The following is a 19557-nucleotide window of genomic DNA, read 5'->3' as shown; positions in this document are numbered from 1 at the left end:
CAGATGCGGACGGACGAGGACACACCATCCCCTCCCCGCACGCACAGTCATCCGTATGAGCCCCGGAAGGGAAACGGAAGAAGTCTTGAACAGCAGCAAGCACACGGAGTTGGCGAACCACGCGTGGTCCGTCGCCGACCTCCTGCGGGGGGACTACAAGCAGTCCGACTACGGCAAGGTCATCCTGCCGTTCACGGTGCTGCGGCGACTGGAGTGTGTGCTGGAACCGACCCGCGAGAAGGTCGCCGAGATCGCGGCGCAGTACAAGGACGGCGACATCGACCCGGACCGCTTCCTGCGCCGGGCCTCGGGCCACTCCTTCTACAACCGGTCGAACCTGACCCTGAAGAAGATCGCGGCGGACCCGCAGAACGCGGCGAAGAACCTCGCCGTGTACGTCGGCGCGTTCTCCGACAACGCCCGCGGTGTCCTCGACCGCTTCGAGTTCGCCCAGCAGATCAAGCGGCTGGACAGCGCGGGGCTGCTCTACCAGGTCATCGGCAAGTTCACCGACCTGGACCTGCGTCCCGAGGTCGTGCCCAACCACAACATGGGCTACATCTTCGAGGAGCTGATCCGCCGCTTCGCGGAGCAGTCCAACGAGACGGCCGGTGAGCACTTCACCCCGCGTGAGGTCATCCAGCTCATGGTGCGGCTGCTCGTCGCCCCGGACGGCGACGCGCTCCAGCTTCCGGGCGCGGTGCGCACGGTCCTCGACCCGGCCTGCGGCACGGGCGGCATGCTCTCCGCGATGGACGACCTGATCACGGAGCTGAACCCGGACGCCACGGTGGAGGTGTACGGGCAGGAGCTCAACCCCGAGTCGTGGGCGATCTGCCGGTCCGACCTCATGATCAAGGGCCAGGACCCGGAGAACATCCGCTTCGGCAACTCATTCTCGGATGACGGCCACGCCCGTAAGACTTTCGACTACATGCTGGCGAATCCGCCGTTCGGCGTGGAGTGGAAGAAGGTCAAGGACGAGGTCGAGGCCGAGCACAAGCAGCTCGGTGACGCGGGTCGCTTCGGCGCGGGCCTGCCGCGTATCAACGACGGCTCGCTGCTGTTCCTCCAGCACATGATCTCCAAGATGAAGCCGGTCGACGTGGACGGCGGGGGCGGCTCGCGCCTGGCGATCGTCTTCAACGGCTCGCCGCTGTTCACCGGTGCGGCCGGCTCGGGTGAGTCGGAGATCCGCCGCTGGATCCTGGAGAACGACTGGCTGGAGGGCATCGTCGCCCTGCCGGACCAGCTCTTCTACAACACCGGCATCTCCACGTACTTCTGGATCCTGACGAACCGGAAGAGCCCGGACCACAAGGGCAAGGTCGTGCTGTTGGATGCCCGCGACCAGTGGCAGAAGATGCGGAAGTCGCTTGGCGATAAGCGCAAGCAGCTGGGCAAGGAGCACATCGCCACGGTGGTCAAGCTGTACGGCGAGGCGCTGGCGGTGGCGGGCGACGCCGAGCACCCGCTGCACGGCAAGGTGAAGGTCTTCCGTAACGAGGACTTCGGCTACCAACGGATCACGGTGGAGCGTCCGCTGAAGCTGCGGTTCGAGATCACGGAGGAGACGCTGGCGGCGCTGGAGGCGTCCAAGGCGATCCAGAAGCTGCCGCAGGCTTCTGTCCTGGCGGATGCGTTCAAGTCCCTTATGGGGACGAGTTGGGGTACGAAGCAGGAGGCTTGGCTCGCGCTGAAGGACGCGGTGGTGCAGGCCGGCGGGACGTGGCCCACGGGGGCGCCGTTCAACAAGGCGCTGCGGGAGGTCGTCGGGGTACGGGACCCTGAGGGCGAGGTGCAGCTCGTCAAGGGGCAACCTGAGCCGGACGCTGAGCTGCGGGACTACGAGAACGTGCCGCTGGGCGAGGACGTCGAGGAGTACCTGGAACGGGAGGTCCACCCACACGTGCCGGATGCGTGGATCGATCACGGCAAGACGAAGGTAGGGTACGAGATTCCGTTCACGCGGCATTTCTATGTGTACGAGCCGCCGCGGCCGTTGGCAGAAATCGATGCGGAGCTGAAGGCGCTGGAAGCTGAGATCCAGGGGCTGCTGGGGAAGGTGACGGAATGAGTCCCGCCGGATCTATTGCGGAGCACGGCAATCCTAGAGACTGGCCGATTATCCCGTTTAGGGCCGTGCTGTCGCAGTCAAAGGTCGACAACTGCACAGACCTCCCACTGCTCGGCGTCAACTTGCACCAGGGTGTTACCCGCCGGTCCGTCGACGATGGGCGTCCTGCTGCCAGCGAAGACCTCAGTGCTTATAAGGTCGTCCAACCTGGCAACGTGGTAATGAACCGTCTGGGCAAGCCTCATGGGTCGGTGGGAGTATCTCCATGGGCCGGCATCACTAGTCCTGCGTACTGGGTAATGCCCGTCAACCCAAGCCTTGGTGAGCCTAGATTCTTCCATCACTTGCTGAGGTCGCGTCATCTAATTGCCGAGTATGAAAGACTCGGGAAGAATCAGCCACCGAACCAGTTCGACATCTCGTGGGATTCGTTTCGGGCAATTGAGCTGCCCTTGCCCCCCTTGGAGGAGCAGCGTCGCATCGCCGACTTCCTCGACGCCGAGACCGCCCGCATCGACAAGATGCGCACCACCGTACGTCGACTGAAGGTGGTGCTTCATGAAAGAAGTGACGCACAGCGGTCACTTATACTGCGCGGTGCAAAAAAGCCTGGCCCACGCACATTGCATCCGATGCTGGGAGACCTGCCCGTTTCTTGGCGAGTCGTTCCGTTGAAGCACCTCGTGCCACGCATTGGCGTGGGTGTCGTAGTAGACCCCTCCTCGTATTTTACGGAAGAGGGTGTTCCCTTCCTGAGAGGGTCGAATATTACGGAAACGGGAATTGATCTGACTGGAGTGCGGTTCATGTCCGAAGCCGACAGCCGGACTCTCTGGCGCTCGCGCTTGAACAGCGGCGACGTAGTAGTAATTAGAGCAGGATACCCAGGACGGGCAGCCGTAGTCCCTGACAGTCTCGACGGCGCCAACTGTGCGTCACTTCTCGTCATCAAGAAGGGGAAAAATCTCCTGCCGAAGTACTTGGAGGCGTACTTCAATAGTCCGCTCGGTGCGGCCTATGTAAATTCAGTGCGTTATGGTGCAGCACAAGAGCAGATCAATGTCTCGCACGTTGTCGACTTCATAGTGCCCGTCCCGGCGCTCCATGAGCAAGAAGTCATTGTTCGAGGGCTTGAGCTGTCAGAAAACCCTATCCAGGCGCTCAAAGAAAAGCTGTCCCGCCAAGAGGTTCTTCTCGAGGAACGCCGCCAAGCCCTCATCACCGCCGCCGTAACCGGCCAGTTCGACGTCTCCACCGCCAGCGGACGCAACGTAACCGAAGGAGTCAGCGCATGAGCCCCGTGCACGACGAGTCGACCTTCGGTTCCGCCATCATCGCCGCCCTCTGCGAACGAGGCTGGCGAGAGGCGAACCCGGAGGACTACCAGGCCGACCTCGGTCTGGACACCAACGAGCTGTTCACCTTCATCGGGGCCACGCAGCCCGACGAGTGGGACGAGCTCCTCACCGTCTACGGCGGCAACCCCAACGAAGCGCAGCGCGGTTTCGCGCAGCGCCTCGACCGGGCCATCGCCGATGACGGGCTGCTCCACGTCCTCCGCAACGGCGTGAAGGACCGCGGGGTTCGGCTCCGCGTCGCCTACTTCAAGCCCAACCTCATCTCCGCGGACTCCGTCCTCGACGGCTACCGGGCCAACCGTCTCACCGTCGTCCGTGAACTCCCCTACGCCACCAAGCAGGCCGACTGGGGCCACCGCCTCGACCTGACCCTGTTCCTCAACGGCATTCCCGTCGCCACGGCCGAGCTGAAGAACCCGCTCACCGGGCAGGGCGTCGAGCAGGCCAAGGAGCAGTACCGAACGGACCGCGACCCCACCGAGCTGATCTTCACGCGCCGCGCCATCGCCAACTTCGCGGTTGACCCGGACCTGGTCTTCATCACCACGCAGCTCCGCGGCAAGAGCACCCGCTTCCTGCCGTTCAACACGGGTTCCAACGGCCCCGGTCAGCCCGGCGGCTCCGGCAACCCGGCCCCGACCGCGCACGGCAAGTACGCCACGTCGTACCTCTGGGAAGAGGTCTGGCAGCGGGACAACTGGCTCGACCTCCTCCAGCGGTTCGTGCACCAGCAGAAGGAGAAGACGCCCGGCGGCGGCACCACCAAGACGACGATCTTCCCCCGCTTCCACCAGTGGGACGTCGTCCGCAAGCTCACGGCGCACGCGTCCGTCCACGGCGCCGGCCAGAACTACCTGATCATGGCCTCCGCCGGGTCCGGCAAGTCGAACACCATCGGCTGGCTGGCCCACCGCCTCAGCGACCTGCACGCCCGCCAGGACCCCGCCGTCCTGCGACCCGACGCCCTCGCCGAGGGCCGTATCAAGCCCGGCGAGCCCGTCTTCGACAAGGTCATCGTCATCACCGACCGCCGCGCGCTGGACGCCCAGCTCTCGGCGACCGTGGGCAGCTTCTCGCAGACCGACGGCCTGGTCGTGAAGATCGACGAGAAGCACGGGGCGAAGAGCGAGCAGCTGGCCCGTGCCCTCTCCCGGGACACCGGCAAGATCGTCACCGTCACCCTGCACTCGTTCCCGGCGCTGCTGGACTTCATCAAGCGCAACCCCACCGAGATCAAGGGCACCCGTTTCGCGATCATCGTCGACGAGGCGCACTCCTCCCAGTCCGGCGACGCGGCCACCGCCGTGAAGTCGGCCCTGCGGGACCTCGGCCTGGACGCCGACTCGGACGACGAGGGCGCGACCACGGTCGCCGTGGAGGACAAGCTCAAGGCGAAGGCGGTCGAGCGCTCGCACGCCGCCAACCTCTCCTACTTCGCCTTCACCGCCACTCCTAAGGCCAAGACCCTCGAACTCTTCGGCACGGAAGCGGTGGAGAACGGCAGGACCGTCTACCGCCCCTTCCACACCTACTCCATGCGTCAGGCGATCGAGGAAGGTTTCATCCTCGACCCCCTGCGTAACTACGTTACGTACAACACCTACTGGAAGCTCGCGAACCTCAACCGCGACGAGAAGGAAGTCGACCCCTCCAAGGCGAACAGCCTCCTCGCACGGTTCGCGCTCATGCACGAGCACACGGTGTCCCAGCACGCCCAGGTGATCGTCGAGCACTTCGTCGCCCACACCCGCGGCCGGCTCGGCGGCCGGGCCAAGGCCATGGTAGTCACGGCATCCCGTCACTCAGCCGTACAGATGGCACGCGCCATCAAGAGCTACATTGCCGACCGCGAGTACGACACCAAGTACCCGGACCTCGGCGTTCTGGTCGCCTTCTCCGGCTCCCTCACCATCGACGACGAGGAGACCACCGAGAGCAAGGAGAACGGCGGTCTGCCGGAGAGCGCGCTGCCGAAGGCGTTCGCCTACACCCGCGCCGACGACAAGGCCGCGAAGGCAGGCGGCCGGGGCCAGCAGGAGTACCGGCTTCTCGTCGTCGCCGAGAAGTACCAGACCGGCTTCGACCAGCCGCTCCTGACGACGATGTACGTCAACAAGACGCTGACGGGCATCGCCGCCGTGCAGACGCTGTCGCGCCTCAACCGCACCGCTGACCGCAAGTCGCAGGCCGACCTGGCCGTTCTGGACTTCGTCAACGAGGCCGAGGACATTCAAGACGCGTTCCGCCCGTACTTCGAGGAGGCGCACACCCTGCCCTCCGACCCGAACCTTCTCTACACGGCCCAGAGCCGCGTCATGTCCGCGCCGATCATCTCGGAGCAGGACATGGACGCGTTCGTCGCCGCGTACTTCGAGGCTCAGGAGAAGGCCGGCGGCTCCCAGGCCAAGTGGGAGAAGCTGCACGCCGAGCTGTACCGGCTCCTCTCCCCCGCCGTCACTCGCTTCAGCACCCTCCTGGAGAGCGAGGAGGAGGACGACGTCGAGACAGCCGAGGAGTTCCGGACGAACCTCAACGACTACGTCCGCAAGTACGGCTTCCTCGCGCAGATCGTCCCCTACCAGGACGCCGATCTGGAGCGGCTGTACCTGTACGGGCGTTACCTGCTCAACCGACTCCCCCGCCTCGCGGACGGTGGTGTCGACATAGGCGAGGTCGATCTCAGCCACCTGCGCGTCGAGAAGACCGGTGAGCACGACAAGTCCCTCGTGCCGGACGGCCCCGCCGAACTCAAGGGGTTCGGCGACGGGGTCGGCGGCGGTAAGGACGCGGAGAAGTCACTGCTGTCCGAACTGATCGAGAAGTTCAACGCGAAGTTCGGCACAGAGTTCACCGAGGAGGACGTCCTCCCGGCCTTCATCGCCACGAAGAAGGACCCGAAGGTGCGAGCCGCCGCCCTCGTCAACGACGAGGAGAACTTCGGCGTCGTCTTCGACAAGAAGTTCGAGGAGAACATGATGGATCATGTCTCCACGATCGACACGCTCGGCAAGCGGTACTTCGGGACGGACCGGGACTTCAAGTCCAACCTCGACCGCAGCGCCCGCCGCGCGGCCTGGCGGATGATCCGCCGGGAGGAAGGGCTGGACGACTTCTGACAGCACCTGGGGCACCGGCACCCACCCGGTGCCGGTGCCCCAGGACGCGTCTGCCTCAGCCGCGCGCGGCCCTCTGCACGAACTCGGCCCACGCCTTCGGCCCGAGCGACAGGACGGGCCCGGCGGAATGCTTGGAGTCCCGTACGAGCACAGCGTCAGCAACGGCAGCGACCTCGACGCATTCACCGCCGTTCCCCGTGCTGTAGCTGCTCTTGATCCATCCGACATCGCCGACAGACAGCTCGGTCCGCTGGGCGCTCATGTCTCTCCCATCAGTTGCACAATGAACGCTGCCGACTCGCTCGGGGTCAGCGCCTGTGACCGGAGGATGCCATAACGCGCTTCCAGCGTACGCACATACTTGGTGTCCGTATGGAGACGGCTGTGATCCTGCACCTCGGCGTACGCGATCCGTTGATCGTCGTCGGTGTCGATCAGGGTGAAGGGACCGCCGAGTGCACCGTGGTCGGTACGTCCGGTCGGCATGACCTGGATCTCTACGTTCCGGGACTGCCCCAGTAGCAGGATGTGCTCCAAAGCCTCCCTCAGGACTTCCGCCCCACCCAGTGGCCTTCTGAGTACCGCTTCCTCGATAACAAAGCTCATCAGGGGGGCCGGCCGACGGCTGAAGATCTGCTGTCGCAGCAGGCGTGCTCCAAGTCCCTCCTCGATCACCTCGTCACTGAGGAGGGGGCGTTCCATATGGAAGACAGCCCGGGCGTAGGACTCGGTCTGCAGCAAGCCAGGTACGGCGTAGACGGCGTACACGTTGAGCGCGGAGGCCTTTGCCTCAAGCCTGGCAGCATCCTGGAAGAAGACGGGATATCGTGCCCGACCGACCTCCTCCTTCATGGCAACCAACACCCCGCCCGCGCCCAGCACCTCGTCCGCCTGATCGATGAACCGAGGCTGTGGCACCCGCCGTCCCTGCTCGTACGAGGCGATCGTGTCCGCCGAATACCCGACCCGCTTGCCGAGTTCGGTCCGCTCCATCCCCGCCCGAAGCCGCAGCAGCTTCAACTGCCGTCCGAACGCCCCGATGACCCCCCGCGCAGGTTCCTCCTCCGCCTGCCGCTGCTCCGGCACCTCACCCTCACCCGTCACCGCACACCCCACTTCCGCCGTCACGCGGCCGGCCGTACCGTCCCGTACACGGTGCGCGCCCGCGGGTACTCCCCGTCGCGTCAGCGCGTCACCCCTGGTCACCGTATGCCACACCCGGCAACGCTGCGTGCATGAACCGAACGGAACAACCCGCACCGGCGACCCCCGTCCACTCCTGCTTCACGCTCCGCTTCAGCTCCACGCCTCGAGGCGCGCGCCTGGCCCGCCGGCTCTGCGGGGAACGGCTGGACGCCTGGGGCATCCTCTACGGCAGCGACGCCCACGACGTGCTGAGCCTCCTCGTCTCCGAGCTCGCCACCAACGCCGTCATCCACGGCCACGTGACCGGCCGTGACTTCCGTGTCCACCTCCTCGCCCTCTCCGCGCCCGCCGATGCCGCGACGCTCACCATCCGCGTGGAGGTCACCGACACCCGGGGTGACAGGCTCCCGGAGCCCTCTGCCACCCCCGCAGCCCACGCCGCCCAACCGGCCGCCGACTCCGCCCGTACCGGCGGACGCGGCCTCTTCCTCGTCGAGGCCCTCGCCGACCGCTGGGGCTGCGTACCGCGTCCGGATGGTCCCGGCAAGACGGTCTGGGTCGAGTACACGGCGACCACCGTGACCACCCCGGCCACGGTGGCCCGATCCGGCCCCTCCGCCGCGCCCTCGTAGGACGCGGCTGGACGCACAGATCGTTTTCCGGAGAAACTGACCGCGTACCGATGGGCTCGGGGGACGGGCGAGCGCGAGTGCAGGACGCGGGGCGGGGACAGGTGCCGGACAGACCGATCGCGGGCCGCTACGAGCTGCTGGAGCGGCTCGGTAACGGCGGTATGGGTGACGTGTGGCGGGGTTACGACGCGGTGCTGGACCGGCCCGTCGCCGTGAAGCGGATCCGGCCGCAGGCCGTCGCCGCCACGCCGCAGCTGGCCGAGGAGCTGGAGCGGCGCTTCCGCCGCGAGGCGCGGATCACGGCCCGCATCCAGCACCCGGGCGTGCCGCAGGTGTACGACGCGGTCCTCGACAGCACCCACGAGCACCTGTTCCTCGTCATGGAGCTGGTGGAGGGCGTCACCCTCACCCGGTACGTGCACGAGGAGCGGCCCCTGCCGGTCAGCTGGGCGGTGGCGGTGGCGGCGCAGGTCGCCACCGTGCTGTCGTACGCGCACGACGTACCGGTGGTGCACCGCGACCTCAAGCCGTCGAACATCCTGGTGGCGCGGGACGGCACGGTGAAGGTCCTCGACTTCGGTGTCGCGGCGATGCTTCAGACCGACGTCACCCGGCTGACGGCCTCCGGCCGGCCGATCGGCACGCACCAGTACATGGCGCCCGAGCAGGTGCGCGGCACCCGGGTCACCCCGCGCACCGACCTCTACGCCCTCGGCTGCGTCCTCCACGAGCTCCTCTGCGGCAGGGCACTGTTCAGCGCGCCCAGTGACTTCGAGCTGATGGACCGGCACGTCCGGGCCGCGCCCACCCCGCTGCGGCGGCTGCGGGCGGACGTGCCGGAGGAGCTGGAGGCGCTGGTGCTGCATCTGCTGCGCAAGACGCCGGAGAGCCGGCCGGTGGACGTGCAGGAGGTGTACGAGCGGCTGATGCCGTTCCTGCCCGCACCCGGTGAGTCCTCCGCCCTCGGGGAGGCCGGGCCGCCCGGTGCGCCGGACCCGACCGGGCTCTACCGCCGCCCCTACGCGCCCCGGGCCCGGGCCGAGAGCCGGCCCCGGGTCGCCCTGAACGCGGCGGCCCCCGGCCAGGTCGCCGAGCATGTGGTGTCGCCTCCGGAACGGGAGTTGCTGCGGGCGCGATTGCGGGAGGTCGACGAGCACTACATCGCCCTCATGGAGGAGGAGCGCTACACGCAGGCCGCCGAGGTCGCGGGCGAGATGATCGAGCCGCTGGCGCGCGCCCTGGGCTCCGAGAACAAGGCCGTTCTGCGGCTGCGGCGACGCCGTGCGTACAGCAGGCAGCTGGCCGGTGACCACCGGGCGGCCCTGCCCGAGTTCGAGACGCTCGCCGAGGCGTACGGGCGGATCAACGGGCCGACCGACGAGGCAGCCCGCGACTGCCGCGCCCAGGCCGCCCGTTGCCGCGGCGAACTCGGCCAGGCGACGGAGGCGCTTGCGGAGCTGCGGGCGGTCCTGGAGGTGGAGCGGGCCGTGGAGAGCGACGTCAGCGACGCGGCCGTGGAGTTGCGCCGTGACATCGGCATGCTGCTGCTGAGCCAGGGCGATCCGCTCGAAGCCCGGGCCTGCCTTGAGGCGCTGTACGAGGACGTCGTGCTCGTCCACGGCCCGCACCACGAGGTGGCCGCCGAGGTCGCCGAGGTGCTGACCATGCTCCGCCGGGAGCTGGACGGCGGGTGACCGGAACCGCTCCGGCCGGCCAGCCGGCGGCCAACGTACCGCCGAACTGCACGCGGCAACGCCGTGAAAGCCTAAAATTCCGTCATGCCGCACCTCGCCCTCGACAAGGCCTTCTGCCAGCAGCTGGAGAAGTTGGAAAAGCATGTCAGGAACGGCGTGTTCGACGCCTGGGAGAAGTTCGAGCGGCTGACCCTCGACCAGCTCTTCAAGGATCCGGGCCTGAAGCTGGAAGCGCTCAAGGGCGCCAGGGACCGGCAGATCCGGACCATCCGGATCACGCAGGGGTACCGGGGTGTGGTTCTGGCGCCCGAGACCGGTGACACCTTCGTGCTGCTGCGGGTCGGCCCGCACGACGAGGCCACCGAGTGGGCCGTGCGGCAGAAGGCGACCATCAACGCGGTCACCGGCGCTGTTGAGCTCCGTGAGATCACGACCCTGGAGGAACTGGCCCCGGCGTACGAGCGCATCGCGCCCGCCGAGGAGCAGCGGCTCTTCGCGAAGGTGTCCGACGGGCAGATGGCCGCACTCGGCATCGACGCGGCCACGCTCGCGCAGGCCCGCGTGCTGACCAGCCTGGAACAGCTCGACGTCTTCGGGCGGTTCTTCCCGCCGGACCAGTACAAGGTGCTGGAGCACCTGGCGCTCGGCGCGAGCGTGGAGGAGACGTGGCAGGAGGTCGTGGTGCCGGCGCTGGCGGACGCGGCCTCGACGGAGCCCGTGGACACCTCCGACTACGCGACCGCCATCGCGCACACCCGTACCCGGATCGCCGTCGTCACGGACGCGGACGAACTGCGTGACATCCTCGACAAGCCGTTCGCGGCCTGGCGGATCTTCCTGCACCCGGCTCAGCACAAGGTCGCCTACCGGCCGTCGTACTCCGGGCCCGCGCAGGTGAGCGGCGGCCCCGGCACCGGGAAGTCCGTCGTCGCCCTCCACCGGGTGCGGCACCTGCTGCGGCATCTGCGCGACGGCGACCGCATTCTCCTCACCACGTTCACCAACGCCCTCGTGGACTCCCTCGGCGAAGGGCTCGCGCTGCTCGTCGACGACCCCGACCTGCGCGACCGGGTCGACGTCATGACGGTCGACGCCTTCGCCGGGCGGGTGGTCAACACCTCGCGCCGGCCGATCAGCGGGTACGAGGAGACCGCCCGGTGGGAGCAGGCCGCGGAGGCCACCGGTTTCACGGGCACCCCGCAGTTCCTCGCCCAGGAGTACAAGCACGTCGTCCTCGCCCAGGACATCCGCAGCCGGGAGGAGTACGAGCGCTGCGAGCGGCGGGGCCGCGGCAGCGCGCTGCCGGTCTCCGCCCGGCCCCTGGTGTGGCGGACGACCGAGGAGTTCACCCGGCGGCTGGCCGAGGACGGGCTGCGCACCTATCTCGGCACCTGTGTGGAGGCCGCCGGCCTCCTGACCGAGCAGGGGCCCGCCTACCGGCACGTCGTCGTCGACGAGGCCCAGGACCTCCACCCGGCCCAGTGGCGGATGCTGCGGGCGGCCGCGCCGCGGCGCCCCGACGACCTGTTCATCGCGGGCGACCCGCACCAGCGGATCTACGACAACCGGGTGTCGCTGAAGTCCCTCGGCATCCATGTCGCCGGCCGCTCGACCAAGCTGCGTCAGAACTACCGCTCGACCCAGGAGATCCTCAGCTGGGCGACGGGGCTCCTGCTCGGCCGCCCGTACGCCGAACTGGCCGACAGCGGGCGGCACGACACCCTCGTCGGCTACAGCTCCGCCCTGCACGGCTCCGGGCCGCGCGTCCACGCCGCGGAGTCGGAGGAGGCCGAACTCGACGCACTGGTCGAGCAGGTGGGTGAATGGGTGCGCGGTGGCGCCGCGTACGGGGAGATCGGAATCTGTGCACGGTTCAACAAGACCTGCGAGAAGGTCACCCACCGCCTGACCAAGGCGCGGATACCGGCCGGCCGGGTCCGCGCTGGAGCCGCCCGCAGCGACGACGCGGTGAACGTCGGCACCATGCACACCTTCAAGGGGCTCGAGTACCGCTACACCGCCGTCGTCGGCGTCAACGACGCCGCACTGCCCAACCCTTCCGCGATCACTCCCGAAGACGTCGACCGGCTCCAGCACGAAGCCGACCTCGCGGCGGAGCGATGCCTGCTGTTCGTCGCCTGCACGCGGGCCCGGGACGGCCTCTACGTCTCGTGGACCGGGCGCCCCAGCCCCTTCCTGGTGGAGGCCGGCTGCGGCGTGGACTAGCCCTCGGCCCCTTACGTCGGCCGAGCGCCCGTACGCCAACTCGCATGGTTTGACGGCGCTTTCAACGCATGAGAGGGTGTAGTCGCTTCAGCTTGTGAAGGGCGGTTCGGCTAGGGGAGTCGTGCCGTCAAGGGGAGGGCGGGCAGTAGCAGAGGGGGGCTCCAGCCGACCGCGGCGCGTGCTGCGGGAATGGCGGACCTGCACGTGCTACGACCCGCGGTGTCGCGGACGTCCTCAGCGGAGGCGCTCGCGGAAGGGGTGGTGGTGATGGCCGACGAGAAGACTCCGGACGAGGGAGCGGCCGAGAAGGCGGGGAAGTGGGTCGCGGAGCTCGCCGAGAAGGTGATGCTGAACGGCGTGGGCCCGGTCTCCCCGTCGGCGACCTGGGCCGAGGACCGCCTCGCACGCCGGCAGGGCGACGCCTACAGAGCGCCGGACGACGAGGAGCGCCGCTCCCCCGACGCCATGAAGGACGACATCGACGCCGTTGTCGCCCGCATCATCAAGGAGTCCGTGGCCGCCGCCGGAACACAGGGATTCGTCACCGGTCTCGGAGGCCTGATCACCGCGGGCATCACCATCCCCGCGAACGTCGCCGCCTCGTTCGCCGTCAACATGCGGATGGCGGGCGCCATCGCGTACCTCCGGGGATGGGACATCCGGGACCCGCACGTACGGACCGTCGTCACGATGCTCGCAATCGGGATGAGCGCGCAGAACGTCCTGGCGGCCTTCGGGGTGAAGATCGGCCAGAAGATCGGCGAGCAGATGATCAAAAAGATCCCGATCGCCGTGATCCGGAAGATCAACAACAAGGTCGGCTTCTTCCTCATCGCCAAATACGGCACCAGGCGTGCCGCGATCACCCTGGCCAAGGGGATCCCGATCCTCGGCGGCATCGTCGGAGGCGCCGTGGACGCGAGCGCCACTGCGATCATCGGGCGGGCCACGGACAGGGCCCTGCGCAACGGCGACCTCGAGGCGCAGGAAGCGAAGTAGCTCGGCGCACCCGGCGCCGATCGGTCCCCTGCCGAGGGCCCCGTTGTCAGTCCCCCTCCCTAAGGTGAAGCCATCATCTGGACGGACCAGAGTCCACCCCGGCGTTCACGCCGTGGGTGGACTCGTCCGGCTGCGGAAACGGGCGTTGGGGAGGGTCCCCCGGCGGCCGACGGGGAAAGGGATGGACGCGATGAGCGCCACGGTGAAGGACCGGCTGAAGAAGCACTTCGTGAACCACGTCGCTCTCGTCATCGACAAGTCCGGTTCGATGCAGGGCCACTCGGAGCAACTCGTGCGCGTCGTCGACGAGTTCGTGAAGGGCCTCGCGGAGGAGTCGGACCGGCTCGGGCACGAGACCCGGATCAGCCTCTACGCCTTCGACCACCTCGTCGAGAACCTGGTGTGGGACATGGACGTGAAGCATCTGCCGTCCATGCGGGGCCTGTACACCGTGGAGAACGGCGCGACCGCGCTGATCCAGGCGTCGGTGAAGGCGCTCGACGACCTCGGGCACATCTGGGAGGAGTACGGCGAGCACAGCTTCCTCCAGGTCGTCGTCACCGACGGCGAGGAGAACGCCTCCGGCGCCGACACGACGGGTTCGCGGCACGACCTCATGCCCGACGGGCGTGCCGTGCTCGACGAGTGGCGGAGCCGGATCGCCGACAAGATGAACACCCTGCCCGGCCACTGGACGTCGGCCATCATGGTGCCGAACTCCCTGGCCAAGCGCACCGCCCAGCAGTACGGCTTCCCGACGGGCAACATCTCGATCTGGGACGCCGACTCCGACCAGGGCGTCGAGGAGGCGATCGGTGCCGTCAAGACGGCCGCCACCCGGTTCCTGCGCGACCGCGAGCACGGCGTGCGCGGCACCCGGAACCTCTTCGCGATGGGCCAGGACCTGAGCGCGGCGGACGTGACGTCCAACCTCCAGGCCCTGAACGCCGGCAAGTACGTGCTCATCCCCGTCGACCAGCCCACGTCGATCCGCGACTTCGTCACCGGCGCCGGGCATCCGTACAAGACCGGGTGCGCCTTCTACGAGCTGTCCAAGCGCGAGAAGGTGCAGGCCAACAAGCAGATAGCCGTGGCGGAGAAGGACCCGGCCACCGGCCGCACGACCGGCAAGGTGTTCACCGGTCCCGCCGCCCGCCGGCTCCTGGGCCTGCCGGCGACGGAGGTCACGGTGGCGCCGGGGAGCAACGACGCCTACACGGTGTTCGTCCAGTCGACGTCGGTCAACCGGAAGCTGGTGCCGGGGACCAGGCTGCTGGTCCTGCTCTAGCCTCGTCCAGCGGTCACACCCCTCGGAGGTCCTCCCGTGCCCTCGCTCCATGACGTCACCACCTGGCAGCCCCTGCTGCGCCTCTTGCACGCCGCGCACGCGGACACGCTCTCCGCGCCCGGTGGGCACGTGGCGGGGCAGATCGGTACCGGCGGGTGGAGCGTTCCCCTGCCGTACCGGCCGCCGCAGCCCGGGCGTGCCGCGCTGATCTCGGACAACCAGGAGGAGTTCGACGCCATCGGCCTGATCGTAGAGGCGCTCAAGGAGGAGGGGAGCGACGGCATCTCCTTCGTCGTCGAGGCCGCCTCCGCGCCCGGCCGCGTCCGGCTGCACCTGATCGAACCGAGCCCTTCCGTCGAGCCGGGCGTCGCGACCGCGCACCCCGGCACGCTCCTCCTCGCGGACGGGGCGCTGCCCGAACCGGTGCGCCGCCTGCCCGAGCCGGTGCCGGGCGCGGCGCCGGCCGCGTCCGCCGACGTGGACCTGCTGCGGCGCACTCTGCGTGAACGGCTCCCGGACGCGCTGGGCGCCTCCGAGGAGGAGCTCGCGGCGGCCGAGGCACGTCTCGGGGTGACGCTGCCGCCCGAGCTGAGGGCGCTGTACGAGGTCGTCCGGAGCCGGTACGAGGACTGGGACGACTTCCGGGAGCCGTACGACGTCATCGGCTGCGATCTGTTCCCGCTCAGCGAGGTGTACGTCGCGGACGCGGCGTCCCGGCAGGTGCTGTGGCAGTTCGGCGCCATGGACGCGGTCGAGACGGGTCCCGAGCACGCCGTGCAGCAGCTCGTCGGCTCGCCGGGCTGGATCGTCTTCGGTGACAACGGCGGCGGTGACCGTATCGCCGTCGACCTCACACCGGGCCCGGACGGGCACGTCGGACAGGTGATCATCATCGGTCACGAGGGGAACATCGGCGCCGGACTGGTCGCCGACTCCCTCACCGACATGGTCGTCCACCGTCACTTCGACGGCCGGCCGGTCCGGAAGGTCGAACAGCCCCCGCTGGTCGCCTACGTCAACCGCGCCTCCCTGCCCAGCGTCGAGGCCGCCTCCCACCCCGGACTTGAGGTCCTCAGCATCGGGGTGTGGGAGAAGGAACCCGTCAGCCTCGCCCCCGTCTTCGACCTGCCGCGCCTGCGGACCTTGAGCGTGTATTCGGGTACGCTCGCCGACCCGTGCGAGATAGCCCGGCTCACCCGCCTCGAGTACCTGGAACTCCCGCCCGCGGAATGGCGCGTCCTGCTCGACGCGGGGGCCGTGCCCAAGGGACTCCTGGCAGCGGGCATCGACGCCCACAGGCAACGGGACAACCCGCTGCACATCATCGCCCTCGCCAACGAGATCCTCACCCTGTACGGCCGGCCGCCGATATCCGGGATCACGGTGCTGGAGGGGGCGGCCTCCTGAGGAGGGCGGCCTCGGAATCCGTCCGCACGGACGGGGATTCCTGAACACCAGGTGGGCGGGGGGCGGTGCAGGGGAGGATGGTCGTCATGACGGCAGAAGGTCCCTCCATCGATCCCACCAGGCCCAGCATCGCCCGCGTCTACGACTATCTGCTGGGCGGCAAGGACAACTACGCCGTGGACCGGGAGGTCGGCGACGTGTTCTTCCGGGACCTTCCGGGGTCGGTGGCCATCGCCTTCGCCAACCGCGCGGCCCTGACGCGGGCGATCGCGCAGATCGTGACGACCACCGGCATACGGCAGTTCATCGACCTGGGCAGTGGTCTGCCGACCGCCGACAACGTCCACCAGGTCGCGCAGCGGCACGCCCCGGAGTCCCGGGTCGTGTACGTCGACAACGACCCCCAGGTGCTGGTCCACGGCTGTGCGCTGCTGGAGCAGAACGACCGGACCCGGGTCGTCCGGGCCGACGTACGCGACCCCGAGAGCGTCCGTACCCACCCGGACACCCTGGAGCTCATCGACTTCGACCGCCCCGTCGCCGTCGTCTTCAGCGCGATCCTTCACCACGTCAACGACGAGGAGGACCCGGCCGGGATCGTCCGCCACTGGCGCGAGCACGTGCCCTCCGGGAGCCACTTCTTCGTCAGCCACTTCCGGTCCGGCGACAACCCGGAGACCACGGAGGCCGAGCGGGTCCTCCAGCGGACCTTCGGCCGTGGCCGGTGGCGCACCGACGAGGAGATCGCCGCCCTGCTGGACGGGCTGGAGCTCCTCGACCCTGGGATCGTCCCCGCGCCCCGGTGGCGTCCCGACCCGGTCGGCGCCACCCCGTGGGGCACCGGAGGCGGGGAACGGGAGCTCAGCGTCTGGGAGCGTCTCATCGTCGCCGGGCTGGCCCGGAAGGCGTAGCCGTCCGCAGCGGAGTGTGGGATCACTGTCGGTCCGTGACAACGCTTCGAGGGCCCCGACCGGATGGTCGGGGCCCTCGAAGGAGCACGTGTCCGAGGGGGGACTTGAACCCCCACGCCCGATAAAGGGCACTAGCACCTCAAGCTAGCGCGTCTGCCATTCCGCCACCCGGACAAGGTGTCTGCCGCGTTCGGGGGTGTTCCCCGGCGGCGACATGGACAACCATACCAAGGTTTCGGAGTGCCTTTCACCTGCGTTTCCGTCGTCCCGGGGAGGTGCCGCACCCGGCCCGGGTGGACGGCTCAGGGGGTCAGCCGGTGGTCCGGGAAGTTCCCCGGCAGCCTCTCCCCCGCCGGGCCCCGGGTCACCGCGCGCACGAGGAGGTGGCCGCCGACGAAGGCGCCGCGCCAGGACGCGCCGAAGCCGCCGAACAGCTCGTCCCGGTCTCCGCGTGAGCGCGGCACCCCGTGGCCGATCTTGAAGGCGCGGATGTGCGGGGCAAGCCGGTCGAAGGTGGCGCGTTCGTCGGTGGAGAGGGTGGCCACCAGGGCGCCGTTGGACGCGTTCATGGCGGCCAGCAGTTCCGCCTCCGTGTCGACCAGGACGATCGTGTCGACCGGGCCGAACGGTTCCGCGTGGTGCAGCGGGGAGGACCGGGGCGGGTTGAGCAGCGTGACCGGCTGGACGTACGCCGAGGTGTCCTGGCCGGGCAGGAAGCGGGCGTCGGCCGGGGTGCCGCGGTGCAGCGGGACGGCGCCGCGGTCGATCGCCTCGGCGACCTGGTCGTGCAGTTCCTTCGCCTTGGCCGTGTTGATCACCGGGCCGAAGTCGAGCGCCGGGTACGGGTCGTCCGGGTGTTCGACGGCGAGGGGGTGGCCGGTCCGCAAGGTGCGCACGGCGGGGAGGTAGGCGGCGAGGAACGCGTCGAACAGGCTGCGCTGGACGACGAAGCGCGGGTAGGCCGTGCAGCGCTGCTTGCCGTAGTCGAAGAGTTTCGGGACCGTCGCGCTCAGGGTGTCCCAGTCGGAGTAGTTCCACACGCCCCAGGTGTTCAGGCCCTCCTGTTCGAGGATGTGCCGTTTGCCCAGGTCGGCGACGGCGGTGGCGACCGCGGCGCCGGTGTCGCGGCCCCCGACGAAGGAGACGCAGCCGATCTCCGGCGCCCGCACCAGCGCCTCCGACAGTTCGCCCCCGCTGCCGCTCACGAGGGTGACCGGGATGCCCTCGCGGGCGGCGAGCGCCGTGGCCAGGGTGAGGCAGGCGACGCCGCCGTCGGTCGGGGTCTTGGCGACGACGGCGTTGCCGGCCAGCGCCTGCACCAGCAGGGCGTGGACCAGCACGCTCATCGGGTAGTTCCAGCTGGCGATGTTGGAGACGGGTCCGTCGAGCGGGGCGCGGCCGTCGAGCATGGCGTCGATGCCGTCGACGTACCAGCGCACGCCGTCCACGGCCCGGTCGACGTCGGCGCGGGCGAGCCGCCAGGGCTTGCCGATCTCCCAGACCAGCAGGAGGGCGAGCAGGTCGCGGTGCTCGGCGAGGGCGTCGAGGGTGGCGGCCACGCGGGCCCGGCGTTCCGGCAGCGGGACGTGGCGCCAGGCGCGGTGCTGGTCCAGGGCGGCGCGTACGGCCTGACGGGCGGTGGCCCGGTCCAGGCGGGGCGGGCCGGCGACGGGGGTGCCGTCGACGGGGCTCACGGCGGGCAGGGCGCGGCCGTCGGCCTGCCAGGCGGCGTTCCAGAGGTTGAGGACGCGGTCGTCGCGGAAGGCCTCGGGGGCAACGGTCAGGCAACGCTGCCAGGCGTCGGCCCAGGCGGTGCCGGACTTGAGGGTGAGGGTGGGTGGCATACGGTTCCTCCGCTCTCGGTGCACGGTCGAGAGGTCGAGGTGCTCGGGAAGGGGTCAGGCGTCGAGCACGGCCAGGACCTGCCGTGCCGTCTCCGTGGGGGTGCGGCCGACCCGCACGCCGGCCGCCTCCAGGGCCTGCTGCTTGGCGCGGGCCGTACCGGAGGAGCCGGAGACGATGGCGCCGGCGTGGCCCATGGTGCGGCCTTCGGGGGCGGTGAAGCCGGCGATGTAGCCGACGACGGGCTTGGTGACGTGGTCGCGGACGTAGGCGGCCGCGCGTTCTTCCGCGTCGCCGCCGATCTCGCCGATGAGGACGATCAGGTCGGTGTCGGGGTCGTCCTGGAAGGCGGCCAGGCAGTCGATGTGGGTGGTGCCGACGACGGGGTCGCCGCCGATGCCGACGCAGGTGGAGAAGCCGATGTCGCGCAGCTCGTACATCAGCTGGTAGGTGAGGGTGCCGGACTTGGAGACCAGGCCGATCCTGCCGGGTTTGGTGATGTCGGCGGGGATGATGCCCGCGTTCGACTGTCCGGGGCTGATCAGGCCGGGGCAGTTGGGGCCGATGACGCGGGTGCCGCGGCGGCGGGCGTGGTCGAGGAAGGCGACGGAGTCGTGGACGGGGACGCCTTCGGTGATGACGACGGCGAGCCCGATGCCGGCGTCGGCGGCCTCGGTCACCGCGGCCTTGGTGAAGGCGGGCGGTACGAAGACGACGGTGACGTCGGCGCCCGTCGCGTCCATGCCCTCGGCGACGGAGCCGAAGACGGGGACCGGCCGGCCTGCGAAGTCGACGGTGCGGCCCGCCTTGCGCGGGTTGACGCCGCCGACGACGTTGGTGCCGGCGGCGAGCATCCGCCGG

General features: G+C 69.1%; 14 protein-coding genes and 1 tRNA gene. 10 read left to right on the top strand and 5 right to left on the bottom strand.

All coding sequences use genetic code 11. From position 1 onward, the window contains the following. Positions 1-85 precede the first annotated feature (85 nt). The 3 genes from CCN29_RS05580 to CCN29_RS05575 are packed head-to-tail and all read left to right on the top strand — an operon-like array spanning position 86 to position 6551. Positions 86-2077, top strand: coding sequence for a type I restriction-modification system subunit M (locus CCN29_RS05580; protein WP_086680313.1), 1992 nt, complete (start codon positions 86-88; stop codon positions 2075-2077). Beyond that, on the top strand, positions 2074-3372 hold the full coding sequence (locus CCN29_RS34775; protein WP_107481674.1) for a restriction endonuclease subunit S: 1299 nt from the start codon (positions 2074-2076) through the stop codon (positions 3370-3372). Before CCN29_RS05580 ends, CCN29_RS34775 begins: the two co-directional genes overlap by 4 nt. Then, positions 3369-6551: a type I restriction endonuclease subunit R gene (locus CCN29_RS05575; protein ID WP_086680311.1), complete on the top strand. Its 3183-nt coding sequence runs from the start codon at positions 3369-3371 to the stop codon at positions 6549-6551. Before CCN29_RS34775 ends, CCN29_RS05575 begins: the two co-directional genes overlap by 4 nt. A gap of 55 nt (positions 6552-6606) precedes the next feature. Here CCN29_RS05575 and CCN29_RS05570 read toward each other — a convergent pair whose 3' ends face one another. Both CCN29_RS05570 and CCN29_RS05565 read right to left on the bottom strand, forming a co-directional pair. Next, on the bottom strand, positions 6607-6813 hold the full coding sequence (locus CCN29_RS05570; RefSeq protein ID WP_086680310.1) for a DUF397 domain-containing protein: 207 nt from the start codon (positions 6811-6813) through the stop codon (positions 6607-6609). Continuing rightward, positions 6810-7679: a helix-turn-helix domain-containing protein gene (locus tag CCN29_RS05565; protein ID WP_086680308.1), complete on the bottom strand. Its 870-nt coding sequence runs from the start codon at positions 7677-7679 to the stop codon at positions 6810-6812. The genes CCN29_RS05570 and CCN29_RS05565 overlap by 4 nt, the downstream gene beginning before the upstream one ends. A gap of 107 nt (positions 7680-7786) precedes the next feature. Between CCN29_RS05565 and CCN29_RS05560 the strand changes: the two genes are divergently transcribed. The 7 genes from CCN29_RS05560 (at position 7787) to CCN29_RS05530 (ending at position 16854) form a co-directional block, all read left to right on the top strand. Then, positions 7787-8329, top strand: a complete 543-nt coding sequence (locus CCN29_RS05560) for an ATP-binding protein (RefSeq protein WP_086680306.1) — start codon at positions 7787-7789, stop codon at positions 8327-8329. A 101-nt stretch (positions 8330-8430) separates the two neighbouring features. Next, positions 8431-10023, top strand: coding sequence for a serine/threonine-protein kinase (locus CCN29_RS05555; RefSeq protein ID WP_086680304.1), 1593 nt, complete (start codon positions 8431-8433; stop codon positions 10021-10023). 84 nt (positions 10024-10107) lie between these two features. After that, entirely contained in the window at positions 10108-12249 is a 2142-nt protein-coding gene (locus CCN29_RS05550) for a UvrD-helicase domain-containing protein (protein WP_086680302.1), read from the top strand. Between the two features lie 189 nt (positions 12250-12438). After that, entirely contained in the window at positions 12439-13248 is an 810-nt protein-coding gene (locus CCN29_RS05545) for an EcsC family protein (RefSeq protein WP_086680300.1), read from the top strand. Positions 13249-13429: 181 nt separating this feature from the next. Beyond that, positions 13430-14536, top strand: a complete 1107-nt coding sequence (locus CCN29_RS05540; protein WP_006130651.1) for a vWA domain-containing protein — start codon at positions 13430-13432, stop codon at positions 14534-14536. 36 nt (positions 14537-14572) lie between these two features. Then, positions 14573-15943, top strand: coding sequence for an SMI1/KNR4 family protein (locus tag CCN29_RS05535; RefSeq protein WP_086680298.1), 1371 nt, complete (start codon positions 14573-14575; stop codon positions 15941-15943). A 77-nt stretch (positions 15944-16020) separates the two neighbouring features. Continuing rightward, entirely contained in the window at positions 16021-16854 is an 834-nt protein-coding gene (locus CCN29_RS05530) for an SAM-dependent methyltransferase (RefSeq protein ID WP_086680296.1), read from the top strand. Between the two features lie 89 nt (positions 16855-16943). On the opposite strand, the gene CCN29_RS05525 is transcribed toward CCN29_RS05530, so the two are convergent. The 3 genes from CCN29_RS05525 to sucD form a co-directional block, all read right to left on the bottom strand. Then, a tRNA-Leu gene (locus CCN29_RS05525) sits at positions 16944-17028 on the bottom strand. 128 nt (positions 17029-17156) lie between these two features. Further along, a complete protein-coding gene (locus tag CCN29_RS05520; protein ID WP_086680294.1) occupies positions 17157-18698 on the bottom strand; it encodes an aldehyde dehydrogenase family protein in 1542 nt (513 codons plus the stop codon). 54 nt (positions 18699-18752) lie between these two features. Continuing rightward, positions 18753-19557, bottom strand: an 805-nt coding sequence (gene sucD / locus CCN29_RS05515) for a succinate--CoA ligase subunit alpha (RefSeq protein ID WP_086680292.1), incomplete at its 5' end; no start/stop codon positions are given.

Origin of the sequence: Streptomyces pseudogriseolus, from assembly GCA_002154585.1 — a bacterium.
Classification (GTDB): Bacteria; Actinomycetota; Actinomycetes; order Streptomycetales; family Streptomycetaceae; genus Streptomyces; species Streptomyces pseudogriseolus.
Note: the sequence above shows the minus strand (reverse complement) of the source record. Positions and strands in the feature narration are given on the sequence as shown.